This window comes from Cryobacterium sp. Hh38 (genome assembly GCF_004403235.1).
Taxonomy (GTDB): Bacteria; Actinomycetota; Actinomycetes; order Actinomycetales; family Microbacteriaceae; genus Cryobacterium; species Cryobacterium levicorallinum.
On record NZ_SOHD01000046.1, the window covers coordinates 13,082 to 28,161 of the forward strand.

General features: G+C 65.3%; 12 protein-coding genes and 1 tRNA gene. 5 read left to right on the forward strand and 8 right to left on the reverse strand.

The features are described 5' to 3' along the window. Positions 1–95: 95 nt before the first annotated feature. Positions 96–1,466: a Na+/H+ antiporter NhaA gene (gene nhaA, locus E3T41_RS16445; RefSeq protein ID WP_134479412.1), complete on the forward strand. Its 1,371-nt coding sequence runs from the start codon at positions 96–98 to the stop codon at positions 1,464–1,466. Between the two features lie 61 nt (positions 1,467–1,527). On the opposite strand, the gene mfd is transcribed toward nhaA, so the two are convergent. Genes mfd through E3T41_RS16460 form a run of 3 tightly spaced genes read right to left on the reverse strand, consistent with a single transcriptional unit; the run spans position 1,528 to position 6,417 of the window. Further along, entirely contained in the window at positions 1,528–5,148 is a 3,621-nt protein-coding gene (gene mfd, locus E3T41_RS16450) for a transcription-repair coupling factor (protein WP_134479413.1), read from the reverse strand. Positions 5,149–5,161: 13 nt separating this feature from the next. After that, positions 5,162–5,746 carry an aminoacyl-tRNA hydrolase gene (pth, locus tag E3T41_RS16455; RefSeq protein ID WP_092451657.1) on the reverse strand — a complete coding sequence of 195 codons (585 nt, stop codon included), beginning with the start codon at positions 5,744–5,746 and terminating at the stop codon, positions 5,162–5,164. Between the two features lie 56 nt (positions 5,747–5,802). Continuing rightward, the gene (locus tag E3T41_RS16460) at positions 5,803–6,417 is read right to left on the reverse strand and encodes a 50S ribosomal protein L25/general stress protein Ctc (RefSeq protein WP_092451655.1); all 615 of its coding nucleotides are present in this window, start codon (positions 6,415–6,417) and stop codon (positions 5,803–5,805) included. Positions 6,418–6,690: 273 nt separating this feature from the next. On the opposite strand from E3T41_RS16460, the gene E3T41_RS16465 reads away from it, so the two are divergent. Further along, the gene (locus tag E3T41_RS16465) at positions 6,691–7,416 is read left to right on the forward strand and encodes a FadR/GntR family transcriptional regulator (protein WP_104131448.1); all 726 of its coding nucleotides are present in this window, start codon (positions 6,691–6,693) and stop codon (positions 7,414–7,416) included. 5 nt (positions 7,417–7,421) lie between these two features. On the opposite strand, the gene E3T41_RS16470 is transcribed toward E3T41_RS16465, so the two are convergent. Then, positions 7,422–8,822 carry a GntP family permease gene (locus E3T41_RS16470; protein ID WP_174775308.1) on the reverse strand — a complete coding sequence of 467 codons (1,401 nt, stop codon included), beginning with the start codon at positions 8,820–8,822 and terminating at the stop codon, positions 7,422–7,424. Further along, positions 8,822–9,385: a gluconokinase gene (locus E3T41_RS16475; protein ID WP_233194827.1), complete on the reverse strand. Its 564-nt coding sequence runs from the start codon at positions 9,383–9,385 to the stop codon at positions 8,822–8,824. The genes E3T41_RS16470 and E3T41_RS16475 overlap by 1 nt, the downstream gene beginning before the upstream one ends. Before the next feature lie 196 nt (positions 9,386–9,581). Here E3T41_RS16475 and gndA point away from each other — a divergent pair, with 196 nt between their 5' ends. Both gndA and E3T41_RS16485 read left to right on the forward strand, forming a co-directional pair. Next, on the forward strand, positions 9,582–11,039 hold the full coding sequence (gndA, locus tag E3T41_RS16480) for an NADP-dependent phosphogluconate dehydrogenase (protein WP_092451633.1): 1,458 nt from the start codon (positions 9,582–9,584) through the stop codon (positions 11,037–11,039). 107 nt (positions 11,040–11,146) lie between these two features. Then, positions 11,147–11,512, forward strand: a complete 366-nt coding sequence (locus E3T41_RS16485; protein ID WP_092451631.1) for a hypothetical protein — start codon at positions 11,147–11,149, stop codon at positions 11,510–11,512. Positions 11,513–11,901: 389 nt separating this feature from the next. Here the strand turns inward: E3T41_RS16485 and E3T41_RS16490 are convergent, their stop codons facing one another. The 3 genes from E3T41_RS16490 to E3T41_RS16500 form a co-directional block, all read right to left on the reverse strand. Beyond that, a complete protein-coding gene (locus E3T41_RS16490; protein WP_092340644.1) occupies positions 11,902–12,879 on the reverse strand; it encodes a ribose-phosphate diphosphokinase in 978 nt (325 codons plus the stop codon). Beyond that, positions 12,880–14,319, reverse strand: a complete 1,440-nt coding sequence (glmU, locus tag E3T41_RS16495) for a bifunctional UDP-N-acetylglucosamine diphosphorylase/glucosamine-1-phosphate N-acetyltransferase GlmU (RefSeq protein ID WP_134441626.1) — start codon at positions 14,317–14,319, stop codon at positions 12,880–12,882. A gap of 35 nt (positions 14,320–14,354) precedes the next feature. Further along, a tRNA-Gln gene (locus E3T41_RS16500) sits at positions 14,355–14,426 on the reverse strand. Between the two features lie 122 nt (positions 14,427–14,548). Between E3T41_RS16500 and E3T41_RS16505 the strand changes: the two genes are divergently transcribed. Further along, positions 14,549–15,040 carry a MarR family winged helix-turn-helix transcriptional regulator gene (locus tag E3T41_RS16505; RefSeq protein WP_092451627.1) on the forward strand — a complete coding sequence of 164 codons (492 nt, stop codon included), beginning with the start codon at positions 14,549–14,551 and terminating at the stop codon, positions 15,038–15,040. The last annotated feature ends 40 nt before the right edge of the window (positions 15,041–15,080 follow it).

The following is a 15,080-nucleotide window of genomic DNA, read 5'->3' on the forward strand; positions in this document are numbered from 1 at the left end:
GATCGCTCAGGTACGTCGTGTATTCTGGTCCATGGTGAGCCGGGAAGTCTGGTCGGCACATGTATGTTCGCGCCCAAAAGACCAGGGGATTTTAAATGACCGAACCATCCAACCTGCCAGCTTCGAAGGCCACCCCGTCGACCGCCACCGTGCTTCGCCGCGGCAGCCACAACGAATTCGTGCGGATCTCGCGCATTCTGCGCAAGGAAACCGTCGGAGGCGCCATTCTGCTCGCCGCGACCGTGGCCGCGCTGATCATGGCCAACTCCGGCTTCTCCGACGCCTACTACGCCTTTCGCGACTACAAAATCGGCTACGCCCCCTGGCACCTCGAGCTGAGCCTCGGCGCCTGGGCGGCCGACGGGTTTCTCGCCATCTTCTTCTTCCTCGCCGGACTCGAACTCAAACGCGAATTTGTCGCTGGGGACCTGCGGAGCGTGAGCCGGGCCATCGTGCCGGTGGCGGCCGCCGTCGGCGGAGTGATCATTCCCGCGCTCATCTATGTGCTGATCAACCTCGAAACCGGGGCTGAGACGCTGCGCGGCTGGGCGATTCCCACCGCGACCGACATCGCCTTCGCCCTCGCCGTGCTCGCCGTGATCGGGTCGAAGCTGCCGGCCGCGCTGCGCATCTTTCTGCTGACCCTCGCTGTCGTTGACGACCTGCTCGCCATCGCCATCATCGCTTTCTTCTACACGACGGACATGAATGTTCCGCTGCTGCTGCTCGCCATCGTGCCCCTCGCCCTGTTCTGGGTAATCACCCACCGGTTCTCCTACTTCTTCAAGAACAAGGCGTGGGCAGCCTGGGTCATTTTGCTGCCGCTCGGTTTCATCGCTTGGGCGCTCGTGCACGGCTCCGGTGTGCACGCCACCGTCGCCGGTGTGCTCCTCGGCTTCGCGGTGCCGGTCTTGCGCAGCAAGCGCAGCGGCGGCCCCGACGCCGGGCCCGGTCTGGCCGAGGTGCTCGAGCACCGCATTCGCCCGCTCTCGAGCGGTTTCGCGATTCCGGTGTTCGCGTTCTTCTCCGCCGGCGTCACCCTCGGCGGCGCCGAGGGTCTGTACCAGGCCATCACCGACCCGGTAGCTGTCGGCATCGTCGTCGCTCTCGTGGTCGGCAAGCCGATCGGGGTGTTGCTGGCCACCTTCATCGTGACCAAAACCACCAAGGCAACCCTCGACCCCGACCTGGCCTGGATCGACGTCATCGGCGTGTCCCTGCTGGCCGGCGTCGGCTTCACCGTGTCCCTGCTGATCAGCGAGCTCGCCTTCGGCCAGGGCAGCCCGCACGACGATCACGCCAAGGTCGCCATCCTGGTCGGTTCGCTGCTCGCCGCCCTGCTGGCCACCGCGATCCTGCGCTCCCGCAACCGTCACTACGGTCGCATTGCCGATAAGGAAGCCATCGACAGCGACAGCGACGGCATCCCGGATGTGTACCAGACGGAACAGCCGTCGAAGGGCTAAGCATCCGCTGACTCAGACAGCACCGTCGTTCCTGCAACGACAGTGCTGTCTGCGTTAACGGTTAAGTGGCGGACAGAACGGCCGGCGGGAAGATCGCGGTCAGCAGCGACTTGGTCCACTCGATCAGGGCGTTGTCATCCAGCGGCTCACCGTTCGGCCGTGGCATCGGCACGCTGAGCGCCCCAGTGGCCGACACGTAACGTGAGCCGGGATACATCCGCTGCAACCGGATTTGAATGGAGTCGGCCAGATCGGCCGGAGCAACCCGCAGGTTCGACCCCATGGCGACGACCTCGCTGAGGTTCGCCTGCTGCGCCTGCCAGCGCAGCCGCGACACGGCCACCAAGTTCTGAACCGGCCCCGGCGGTTCGCCGTAACGGTCGGTGAGTTCCTCAACCACGAGGTCGATCTGGTCGTCGGCCGCCGTCGGCGAGCTCGCGCTGGACAGCTTCTGGTACGCCTCGAGACGCAGCCGCTCACTGTCGACGAAGTCGTGCGGAATGTGCGCGTCCACCGGCAGCTCGAGCCGCAGCTCGGTCTGCCCCTCGGCGACATCGCCGCGGAACGTCGACACGGCCTCGCCGATCATGCGCAGGTACAGGTCGAAGCCGACGCCCGCGATGTGCCCGGCCTGTTCGCCGCCGAGCAGGTTTCCGGCACCGCGAATCTCCAGGTCCTTCAGGGCCACCTGCATACCGGCACCGAGTTCGTTGTTCGCCGCGATCGTGGCGAGCCGATCGTGCGCGGTCTCCGACAGCGGCTTGTTCTCGTCGTAGAGGAAGTAGGCGTAGGCCCGCTCACGCCCACGACCGACCCGGCCGCGCAGCTGGTGCAGCTGGCTCAAGCCGAACTTGTCGGCCCGGTCGATGATGATCGTGTTCGCATTGTTAATGTCGAGGCCGGTTTCGATGATCGTGGTGCAGACCAGAATGTCGAACTTGCGCTCCCAGAAGTCGCCGACCACCTGCTCGAGCTGAGCCTCGGGCAGCTGCCCGTGCGCGATCGCGATGCGCGCCTCCGGCACCAGTTCGGCGAGCTCCGAGGCGATGCGGTTGATGCTCGTGACGCGGTTGTGCACGAAGAAGATCTGACCCTCGCGCAGCAGTTCCCGACGGATGGCCGCAGCCACCTGCCGTTGCGAGTAGGGTCCGACAAAGGTCAGGATGGGGTGCCGGTCTTCGGGCGGGGTGGCCAGGGTCGACATTTCGCGAATTCCGGTGACCGCCATCTCCAGCGACCGCGGAATGGGGGTCGCACTCATCGCGAGAATATCCACGTTGGTCTTGAGCTTCTTCAGGGCGTCCTTGTGCTCGACACCAAAGCGCTGTTCCTCGTCGATAATGACCAGGCCGAGATCTTTGAAGATGATCGACGGCGACAGTAGCCGGTGCGTGCCGATGACGACGTCGACGGTGCCGTCGAGCATTCCGGCGATCGTCTCGCGCGACTCCTTGTCGGTCTGGAATCGGGACAGGGCGCGCAGGTGAATTGGGAACCCGGCGAAGCGCTCCTTGAACGTTTCCATGTGCTGGCTGACCAGCAGCGTGGTCGGAACCAGCATGGCCACCTGCTTGCCGTCCTGCACGGCCTTGAATGCGGCACGAATGGCCACCTCGGTTTTGCCGAAACCGACGTCGCCACTGAGCAGCCGGTCCATCGGAATCGGCCGTTCCATGTCGGCTTTGACCTCGTCGATCGTCGTCAGCTGGTCGGGGGTCTCCACGAATGGGAAGGCTTCTTCGAGCTCGCGCTGCCAGGGGGTGTCCGGACCGAAGGCGTGACCCTTGCTCGCCATCCGCGCCGAATACAGCTTGACCAGCTCGACGGCAATGTCGCGCACCGCCTTGCGTGCCTTGGTCTTTGCGCTCGACCAGTCGCTGCCGCCCATCTTGCTCAGGGTCGGCGCCTCCCCGCCGACATACCGGGTGACCAGGTCGAGCTGGTCGGTCGGAACATACAGCCGGTCGCCGGCGTGGCCGCGCTTGGACGCCGCATATTCCAGCACCAGATATTCGCGGGTGGTCTTGACCGGGTTGCGCCCGCCGCTCGACACCTCGCGCTGGGTCAGTTCGAGAAAACGACCGATGCCGTGCGTCTGGTGCACGACGTGGTCACCGGCGACCAGCTGCAACGGGTCGACGACATTCTTGCGGCGGCTCGCGAGCTTCTTGATCTGCCTGGCCGAGTAGCCGACGGTGCGCCCGTAAAATTCGCTCTCGCTGATCAGGGTGAGTTTGCTGGTCGGGAGCTCAAAACCGTGATCGACGGATGCCTTCAACAGGTAAGCGATACCGGCCTCCGGTTCCAGCGGCCACACGTCTACGACGCGCACCGGAAGTTCGCGCTCGGCCAGAACCTGCGCGGCCCGCTCGACCAGCCCCGCCCCCTGGGCGACGATACCGACGACCCAGCCGTCGTGCAGCCGGGAGGCGACATGACCCACGGCCCCGTCGACGCTGCCGGCGAAGGTGGGGACGGCATCCGCTTCGATGCGGATGGTGAGCAGTTCGTCCATTTCGAGGTGTTCGGGCAGAACCGCCTCGTCGGTCGGCGCCGCCTGGAACGTGCTCAGGGTCCACCAGTGGTGGCCGGACGCCGGTGCACCGGGAGCCGAATATTTGACGCTGTCGCGCAGGCGGCCGAGAGTGAGAAAGTCGCCGGATTCGAGGTCGATCGGCGCGTCGGCACCGGCCGTGGCAGCGCTCCAGGCGGCACCGAGAAACTCCCGGTTGGTCTCGGCGAGGCTGATCGCGCGGCTTGCGACGCGCTCCGGCGAGATCACGGCGACGGCAGCGTTGCTCGGCAGGTAGTGCGTGACCGGCACCAGCCGGTCGACCAGGGCGGGGGCGAGGCTTTCCATGCCCTCGACCGGGATGCCCTCGGCGATCTTGGCGAGCAGACCGGACAGGCTCGGAAATTCGTGCTGCATTTCCTGGGCGCGCTGCCGCACGGCAGGGCTGAGTAGGAGTTCCCGGCTCGGCGGCAGGCTGACGGATGCGACCGGTTCGGGCAAGGACCGTTGGTCGGCGACGCTGAACAGGCGAATCTGCTCGACCTCGTCGCCGAAGAATTCCACCCGGTAGGGGTGCGAGGCGACCGGCGGAAAGACGTCGAGAATACCGCCGCGCACGGCGAACTCGCCGCGCCGGGTGACCATGTCGACGCGGGCGTAGGCCACATTGACCAGCTGCAGCACGATCGCCGAGAGGTCGTGCCCGCGGGCTCCGACCGTCAGTTCGATCGGTTCGTAGTCGGTGAGGTTGTCGGCGACCGGCTGCAGGGCGGCTCGCACCGAGGCGACGACGATAAGCGGATGCCGCTCGCGCGCGTCCTGCTCCTGCCACTCGCGCATCCGCCGCAGGGCGTGCAGGCGCTTGCCGACGATCTCGGCGCTCGGGCTCAGGCGTTCGTGCGGGAGGGTTTCCCAGGCTGGAAAGTCGATGATCTCCGCGCTCGTGGCGAAGCAGCCGAGGTTCTCGCGCAGCGCCTCGGACTCGCGGCCGGTCGCGGTGATGACGAACAGCGCCTGAGCATCATCGCGGCGCAGGTCGAGCAGCGCGGCGAGCAGCGGGGCACGTATGCCCTCGGTCAGACTGAAATCAGCATCCCGGCTGGCATAGGCGAGGGCGTTGTCGAACGTGGAGGCGCGCGCGAGCGCTGCGATTAAGCCCTGAAGGATCACTGAACGAGTCTACCTACGCGGGCGAGTGGAACTTCTGTTGGGCCGCCACGACGCCGTCGGTGGCGATCAATTCGATCGCGTCGGCGGCATCCGCTATTAAAACGGGCAGAATGCTGCGCTCGGCGGCTGCGAAGTCGTGCAACACGAAGTCGGCCGCGTTCTGACGGCCCGGCGGCCGGCCGATGCCCATGCGGATGCGAATGAACTCGTTGCTTCCGGTGGCCGCAATAATGTCGCGCAGGCCGTTGTGGCCGCCGTGACCGCCGCCAACCTTGATCTTGAGGGTGTCGAAGGGCAGGTCCAGGTCATCGTGCACGACGATGAGGCGGGAAATGGGCAGCGAGTAGAAGCTCAGCAGCGCGGCGACCGGGCTGCCGGAGACGTTCATAAACGTGGTTGGCTTGGCCAGCACCAGCTTGGGTGCGCCGGGAGCCAGTCGCCCCTCGGCGACCAGGGCGGCGGTTTTGTGACGCTTGAAATTCGCGGGCAGACGATTGGCGAGTTGCCCTGTGACCATCTGCCCGACGTTGTGGCGGTTGCCAGCGTAGTCGGGCCCGGGGTTACCGAGCCCGACTACGAGCCACAGGTTCGTATCCAGGGGAATCCTCCGCCTAAGTGTTGGAAAACCCCGCGAGAACCGAGTGAAGATAATTGTTACGCGGCGGGCGGCGTGGCGGCCGGGGTGCCAGCAGTGATGACCTCGGTCTCCTCGGACTCGTCCTCGCCACGCGGCGTGTGGACGTAGATGACCAGGGTCTCGGGGTCGGACACGAGCACGGCGCCAGCGGGCAGCGTGACGTCCTTGGCGTGCAGCTGCGCGCCGTCTTCGAGGCCCTCGATCGACAACTGGAGGTTCTCGGGGATGTCGGTGGCTTCAACCTCAAGCAGGAGCGATTTGGTGTCGAAGTCGGCCATGGTGCCGGGGAACGATTCGCCGGTGGTGTGTACGGGGACCTCAACCTGGACCTTTTCACCCTTGCGGACGACGATGAGGTCAATGTGCTCAATGATGGCCTTGACCGGGTCCTTCTGCACGTCCTTGACCAGCACAAGCTGCTTCTCGCCAGCGAGATCGAGCTCAAGAATCATGTTCTTGCGACGCAGCAGCAGACCGATGCGGTGCGAGGGCAGCGACACGTGCACCGGCTCGGTGCCGTGGCCGTAGATGACGGCCGGGATCAGGCCGAGCACGCGCAGCTTGCGGGCCGCACCCTTGCCAAAGTTTTCGCGCAGTTCAGCGACGACGGCATTTACTTCTTTTTTAGCCATGGTGTTACTCCTAGCGGGTATAAGACCCAGATCGTGGTCTTCGGGCCGAGGCCCGAAGATGGGGGTACTGATTCAACTCGAACGCATGTCAGCGTGAGGAAAAGCCCAAGGTCTCGTCCGCCGCGTCGATCACGGATGCCGTCAGCCCGGTTGCCCGGGTGACGATATCCCTCGCCGAAGTTCGATTCTCAATCTTACACAGTTTGCGCCGCTCCCGCAGTCCGGGCGTGTCGCCCGCTGTAGCCGTGCCGCCCCAGCCGTTAGGGTCGGAGCATGCCCTCCAGCCTGCACAACCGCGTCGTCGATGCGGTTGGCACCCCCATCGTGGACGGCCGGATGCCGGCCGGGACGGTCATGCTCGCCGATCACATCGCCCTCGACCAGGGCGTCAGCCGATCGGTTGTGCGCGAGGCCGTGCGCGTGCTCGCCGCGATGGGATTGGTCGAATCGATCAAACGGGTCGGCATCCGCGTGCGTCCGCAATCGGGGTGGAATGCTTTCGATCCGACGCTTATTCGGTGGCGATTGGCCGGGCCGGAGCGTGGCGCACAGTTGCGCTCGCTGACCGAGCTGCGAGCATCCGTTGAGCCGATGGCGGCCGAGCTGGCGGCCGCACACTGCCCGCAGGCGATGTCGGGCGAGTTGATGACCGTGGCCGCGCAGATGCGCACGGTGGGGCGCGCCGGCGACCTGGAGCGATTTCTGACCCTGGACATCCATTTTCACCGGCTGGTCCTGCACGGCTCCGGCAATGAAATGTTTGCCAAGCTCGACGAGGTGATCGCCGCTGTACTGTCGGGGCGCACCGGCCTCGGCCTGATGCCCGAGAAGCCGCACGAGACCGCGCTGCAGTGGCACGTGGACGTGGCCGATGCCGTGCAGGGCGGGCACCCCGTGCAGGCCCGGGAGTCGATGGAGCTCATTATGCGGCGCACCATCGCTGAGGTGGAAGACTCCTGGGCCGATACCCCTCGGCTGTTCTTCCCAGCCGCGGAATAGTTGGGTCAGAACAGGCTGGCGACGAGGTAGATCGCCAGGGCGATGGTGAATCCGACCACACCAACCAGGGCCTGACCGACGGTCCAGGTCTTCAGAGTAGTCTTGGTGTCCATCTCGAAGAACCGGCTGATCAGCCAGAATCCTGAGTCGTTCACGTGGCCGGCGAAAACCGACCCGGCGGCCAGTGCCAGCACGATCGCGGCCAGCTCGACCGGGTTATAAGTCGAATTGCTCATGACGACCGGCTGCAGCAGGGCGGCGGAGGTGGTCAGTGCAACGGTGGCCGATCCCTGCGCGATCCGTACCACGGCGGCGATAACGAAACCGGCGACGATCACCGGCAGCCCAATGCTGTCGAGCGATTCGGCGATGGCAGTGCCGATACCACTGGCCTGCAACACCCCACCGAACATTCCACCAGCACCCGTGATCAAAATGACGGCGGCAACCGGGCCGAGCGCGCTGTCCACGACGGCCTCGATCAGACCCGACGACTTGCGCTTCTTCCAGCCGAGCAAGATCATGCCGAGGAGAACGGTGATGAGCAGGGCGACCGGGGTCTCGCCGAAGGCGCGCAGTACCTGCACCCAGGCGTCATCGAGCGACACCAGACCGGCTGTCGCTGCCATGTTCAATCCGGTATTGAGAAAGATCAGGCCGATCGGCAGCAACAACAGGGACAGAACGGTGCCGACCTTGGGGGCCGACTCGAATTCCTTGAAGTTGTCGGTCTTGCTGCTGAGAATAGACGGCACGGGAATGTTGTACTGGCGGCCAACGTACCCGCCGAACAAGCGCCCAACGACGAACCAGGTGGGGAGCGCCACGACCAGGCCGAAGATCAGCACCAGGCCGACATCCGCGCCGAGCAGGCCGGTCGCCGCGACGGGCCCCGGGTGCGGCGGAACGAAAATGTGCATGACCGAGAACGCCACGGCCGAGGGAAAGCCGTAGGCGAGGAACGATCCGCCCAAGCGACGGGCGACCGCGAAGATGATTGGTAGCATGACGACCAGGCCGGCATCGAAGAAGATCGGGAAGCCCAGCATCAGGGACGCGACACCGAGGGCCAACGGCGCGCGTTTCTCGCCGAATCTCTTGATCAGGGCATCCGTCAGCACCTGCGCGCCGCCGCTGGTTTCGAGCATGCGGCCGAGCATCGCACCGAGACCGACGAGCAGGGCGACGCCGGCGAGGGTTCCGCCGAATCCATTGAGCAGGGTCGACACCAGCCGATCGGTCGGAATTCCGGTGGCGACGGCTGTCAGGAGGCTCACGATAATCAGGGAGAGGAAGGCGTGCACCTTGAACTTCATAATCAGTACGAGGAGCAGCGCAATGGAGCCGGCAGCAACACCGAGCAGCGCGGGGGTGGACAATACCCAGTTCATGTCAAGTTCGGTCATCAGTGAGCGAGTTCTTCCTGGTTCATTTTTGTAATCATGTTCTGTACGAGTCCGACGATGTCGTCGGGAGTTCTGGTGAGTTCGATCCGCATTCCGGCCTCGTCGGCCGCGAGCGGTTCGAGGGCGGCGAACTGCGAATCGAGCAACGTGGCCGGCATATATTCGTGATTGCGGTGCGTCAGCCGTTCGGCGATCAGGGCCTGATCGCCGTAGAGCTCGACGAAGACCAGGGACGGTACGAGGTCACGCATCAGGTCGCGGTAGCTGCGCTTGAGCGCCGAACACGCCACGGTGAGCGCTTCACCGCCCTCGAGGGCCGCCGCCATGGTCTGGGCGATGTGGGTCAGCCACGGCAAGCGGTCCTCGTCGATCAGCGGATGCCCCGCCGCCATTTTCGCGCGGGCTGCAGCGCTGTGCAGGTCGTCGCCGTCTGCAAAGCGGATGCCGAGGGCATCGGCGATACCGCGGCCGACGGTGGACTTGCCGCACCCCTGCACACCCATGACGACGATGGGCAGCCCGGGGGCGGTCTGGCTGGTATCTGCGCTGTTCGTCTTTGACATTGTGCTCCGCATGCTCGGCCGTTGCTTCATTACATCGGATTAATTCGCGGTTTCATCGCAATAAATCTGATTTCAATCATCAACGCTAACACCACACTGTTCCCGATCAAATTCAGCTTCCGGGCCAGACATGGCCCTCAGGCCCGTGCACTAAAGTTGAAGATGGTCTGTTGAATACAGTCCCAAAGGAGAAAACGTGTCAGAGTCCCGTGCAGCGCAGGCAAATATTGGTGTCGTCGGACTGGCGGTGATGGGCTCGAACCTCGCCCGTAACCTCGCCGGCCGCGAGGGAAACACGGTCGCCGTGTACAACCGCTCCCCTGAGCGAACCCGCCTACTCACGACCGAACACCCGGAAGCGAACTTCGTCGCCTCCGAGAACATCGCCGACTTCGTCGCCTCGCTCACCAAGCCGCGCACCGCAATCATCATGGTGCAGGCCGGTAAGGGAACCGACGCCGTCATTACCCAGCTCTCCGAGCTGTTCGAACCCGGCGACATCATCGTCGACGGCGGCAACGCCGAATTCACCGACACCATCCGTCGCGAGAAGGAGCAGAGCGCCAAGGGCATCAACTTCGTCGGCGCCGGCATCTCCGGTGGCGAAGAGGGCGCTCTCAACGGCCCGAGCATTATGCCCGGCGGTTCGGTCGAGGCGTACAAAACCCTCGGCCCGATCCTCGAATCCATTGCCGCCGTCGTCGACGGTGTGCCCTGCGTCACCCACATCGGCACCGACGGTGCCGGTCACTTCGTCAAGATGATCCACAACGGTATCGAATATGCCGACATGCAGCTCATCGCCGAGGCTTACGACCTGCTCCGCAAGGTCGGCGGGCACTCCCCCGAAGCCATCGCCGACGTCTTCACCGATTGGAACGACGGGGAGCTCAACAGCTACCTCATCGAAATCACCGCCGAGATTCTGCGTCAGGTTGACGCCAAGACCGGAGCCCCGTTCATCGACGTCGTTCTCGACGAGGCCGGCTCGAAGGGAACCGGCGTCTGGACCGTGCAGAACTCGCTCGACCTCGGCGTTCCCGTCGGCGGAATCGCCGAAGCCGTCTTCGCTCGCGCCGTGTCCAGCCACCCGGAACAGCGCGGCCCCGTGCGCGCCACCCTCACGGCTCGCCCCGAGATCGCCGTGGTCGGTCACACCTTCCAGGAAGACGTACGCCAGGCGCTCTACGCCTCGAAGATTGTTGCCTACGCGCAGGGTTTCGACGCGATCATCGCCGGAGCCAAGAAGTACGGCTGGAACATCGACAAAGGCGCCATCGCCACCATCTGGCGCGGCGGTTGCATCATTCGTGCCCAGTTCCTCAACCGCATCGTGGATGCCTACAACAACGACCCGTCGATCCCGAGCCTGCTCGTCGACCCGTACTTCGCCGAGGCCATTGCCTCCGGTGAAGCCGCGTGGCGCCGCGTCGTCTCGACCGCCGCACTGTCGGGCATCCCGGTTCCCGGTTTCGGTTCGAGCCTGAGCTACTTCGACTCGCTCGCGAGCGAACGCCTTCCGGCCGCGCTCGTGCAGGGACAGCGCGACTTCTTCGGCGCGCACACCTACCACCGCGTAGACATGCCCGGCACCTTCCACACGCTGTGGTCGGGCGACCGCAGCGAGATCGCCACGGAAGCGTCGACTCACTAGGCCCGCAGTTCTGCCGGCCGGCAGTATCCACTTATATAACGGATGCTGCCGGCCGTTTTGTCTACCCGGGTCGCTTCACACCCACGTCTGGAATACTTGGACTCCCCATGACTGACAACCACCCCGAGCTCTCCGGTTACGAGCCGAACGACAACTACCGTCCGCTGCGCGGCAAGCACTTCACCGCAATTTTGCGGGTCGCTGTCGTGCTCGGGCTCATTGCCCTGGTGGTGCCGGGCGTGCTCACGACCATGCGGGTCGCCTCCGACACCGCGGCCAACGCCTGCGTGGCCGCGGTGGCCCAGTACTATCCCTTCGCCGTCGACTTCGATGCCCGCTTCGACCTGACCGGACCCGGCGGATTCGGCTGGCAGTGTTATGCGATCGACCAGAACGAGCGCGACACTTTCGTCACGCCGCTCGGCATCATCCCCGCCGCGCCGCGCCAGCTGGCCCCCGCCACCCGCACCTAGCTGCGCTGCGCAGGACTTGCGCCAGTGCGCGGGAGTTCGGCCTCCCGCGCAGCGGCGGAACTCCCGCGCTGGGTGAAACGGATGCCTGCTGCAGCATCCGTCGGAACTTGGTTGCCGAGCCGTGAGTTCTGACCCGAAAATGACGCAAAACGGCCGCGAACTCACGGCTCGGCGATCAAAACTCACGGCTCGTCGAGGCAGCCGCCACGAGATGCCACCTTCGGCCCCATGTACTGCCCAATGCTCGAGGCGGGGCACGGAAAACGCGCGAATCTCTGCGAAACGCAGCAGGCAGCATCCGTTGTTGGCGCACTTAACGCCGTTAATAGAACGGGAGGCAATGGCCGCAGCCACCGCCTCCCGAGATCAGCCCGTCAGGCGCGTGAAACCTACGCGGCACCGTCGAACATCGAGGTGACCGAACCCTCGTCGAAGACCTCATGGATCGCGCGCGCGAGCAGCGGAGCGATCGGCAGCACGGTCAGGGTGGGGAAGCGCTTCTCCGGCGGGATCGGCAGCGTGTCGGTCACGACGACGGCGCTGATGGCCGGGTTCTGCAGCATGTCGACGGCCGGGTCGCTGAACACGGCGTGGGTCGCGGCGACGACAACGCCGATGGCGCCGGCCTCACGGAGGGCTTCGGCGGCCAGGGCGATGGTGCGTCCGGTGTCGATCATGTCGTCAACGAGCAGGCAGACGCGGCCGCTGACCTGGCCGACGATCTCGTGCACGGAGACGCGGTTCGGCACGAGCGGGTCGCGACGCTTGTGGATGATGGCCAGCGGCACACCGAGGCGGTCGCTCCAGATGTCAGCGACGCGCACGCGACCCATGTCGGGCGAGACTACGGTGAGGGTGGCCGGGTCGAGCTTCTCGCGGAAGTGCTCGAGCAGCACCGGCATCGCGAACAGGTGGTCAACGGGGCCGTCGAAGAAGCCCTGAATCTGGGCCGCGTGCAGGTCGATCGACATGATGCGGTCGGCGCCGGCGACCTTGAACAGGTCGGCGACGAGGCGGGCCGAGATCGGCTCGCGACCGCGGCCCTTTTTGTCCTGGCGGGCATAGGGGTAGAACGGCGCGACCACCGTGATGCGCTTGGCCGAGGCACGCTTGAGGGCGTCGACCATGATGAGCTGTTCCATCAGCCATTCGTTGATCGGCGCGGTGTGCGACTGGATGACGAAGGCATCCGAGCCGCGCACGCTCTCGTCGAACCGGGCGTACAGTTCGCCGTTGGCGAAAGTACGTGCGTCGGTGTGGAGCAGCTCAGAACCAAGCTCCGTGGCGATATCGAGAGCGAGCTGCGGGTGTGCTCGCCCCGAAACCAGTACTAGTCGTTTGTCGCCGCTGGTCTTGATTTCCGACACTTATTCTCCAGTCTCTGTGGTGCTGCTCGCTGCGGCTGCTGTCGCCGCAGCTGTGCCGGCCCGGTTGGTCTCGACCCAGCCGTCCATATTGCGTTGCGGGGCCACGTTAATGGCCAAAGCGCCGGCCGGAACGTTTTTGCGAACGACCGTGCCAGCCCCCGTATACGCCCCGTCTCCAATTGTAATCGGGGCGACGAACACGTTGTGCGACCCGGTGCGCACGTGCGACCCGATCGCCGAGTGGTGTTTGGCCACTCCGTCATAGTTGGCGAATATTGTTCCGGCGCCGATATTGGATTCGACCCCGACCGTGGCATCGCCAACGTAGCTCAGGTGCGGAACCTTGCTGCCCGCGCCGATCTGGGCGTTTTTGGTCTCGACGAAGGCACCGATCTTGCCATCGGCACCGAGCACTGTGTTCGGGCGCAGATATGAGAACGGGCCGACGGATGCCCCGGCCTCGATCACCGCGAGGGTCGCGTCTGTACGGTTGACGCGCGCGCCTTCGCCGATTTCGCAGTCGCGCAAGGTCGTGTCCGGGCCCACGATGGCGCCGGTGGCCACGACGGTGGCTCCCTCAATCTGGGTGCCCGGCAGCAGAGTGACGTCGGCTGCGAGCACGGCCTTAAGGTCGATCCAGGTCGTGGCCGGGTCTTGCACGGTCACGCCGGCCAGCTGCCAGCCGCGCACGATCAGGGCGTTGAGCTTCTGCGCGGTGTCGCCGAGCTGGGCGCGGTCGTTGATGCCGGCGACGATCCATGCATCGGCGACGGGAACGGCGCTCACCTCGGAGCCGGCCCGGCGCAGCAGTTCGATCACATCGGTGAGGTACTTCTCACCCTGCGCGTTCGCGGTGGTGAGCTGCGCGAGCTGTTTGCGCAGCTCGGCCAGGCCAAACAGGTAGACACCGGCGTTGATCTCGGTGACGGCCAATTCGGCATCCGTCGCATCTTTTTGCTCGACGATGCGGTCGAAAACACCCTCGACCGAGCGGATGATGCGGCCGTAGCCGGTCGCATCGTCGGGGTAGGCGGAGAGTACGGTGCCGGCGGCGGCACCGGTACGGTGCGAGGCGATGAAGGAGGCGAGCGTGGAGGCGTTCAGCAGCGGCACGTCACCGTTAATGACGAGCACGTCACCGTCCCAGCCCGCAGGAAGCGCGGCGACGGCCTGCTCGACGGCACGACCGGTGCCGGGAATCTCGTCCTGGTCGATGATGGTGCTCTCCGGCAGGTCCTGCGCGACGACAGCGGCGAGCAGGTCGCGCTCGTGCCGCACGACGGTGATGACGTGGGCGGCGTCCAGTGCGCGCGCGGTCGCGAGAACGTGACTGACGATGGGCACCCCGGCCAGCGGATGCAGCAGCTTTGGCAGGCTGGACTTCATGCGGGTGCCCTGGCCGGCGGCCAACACGATGATGGCGAGGCGGGCGTCTGTCACAGGATTCCTAACGCATTTGGTGAAGAAAGTGAGGGCTCCGCCACCAGGATTCGAACCTGGACCGAACAACTCCAAAGGTTGCCGTGCTGCCGTTACACTATGGCGGACCATGCTGACCGGGGCCAGCAACCTGTCAAGTCTGCCAGATTCCGGCGGCCAGCATGCACCGCTGGCACCTGCAAGAGGCCTCTGGGCGAAGAAAGCACCCGGTAAGCGGGATAATGGAGCAATGCCTGGCCATGATGAAGTCGATCGAATCGTTGATTCGTGGCTGCGTGAACGGCCCGATCTCGACTTCGCGCCGCTGCAGGTGCTCAGCCGCGTCGCCCGGCTGTCCAAGCATCTCGACCGTGCCCGCCGTACCGCATTCTCCCGTTCGGAGCTCGCGTCCTGGGAATTCGACGTATTGTCGGCCCTGCGCCGGGCCGGCAGTCCCTTTGAGCTCAGCCCGAAGGCCCTGCTGCAGCAGACCCTGGTCTCAAGCGGCACCATGACGAACCGCATCGACGGGCTCGTCGAACGCGGGCTCGTGAAGCGCCGCTCCGCACCGAACGACGGTCGCGGAATCCTGGTGGGCATGACGCCCGCCGGCCTCAGCCGAGTGGATGCCGCGATCACCCGGCTGGTCGAAGCCGAGGCTGCTCTGCTCGCGACCCTCTCGGTGAGCGACCAGGAGCGCCTGGCCGGCCTGCTGCGCAAGTTGAGCCTCGACTTCGACTAAGCGCCGGCGCCAGCGCGGCCGTTTGCTGCACGCGCGGCAA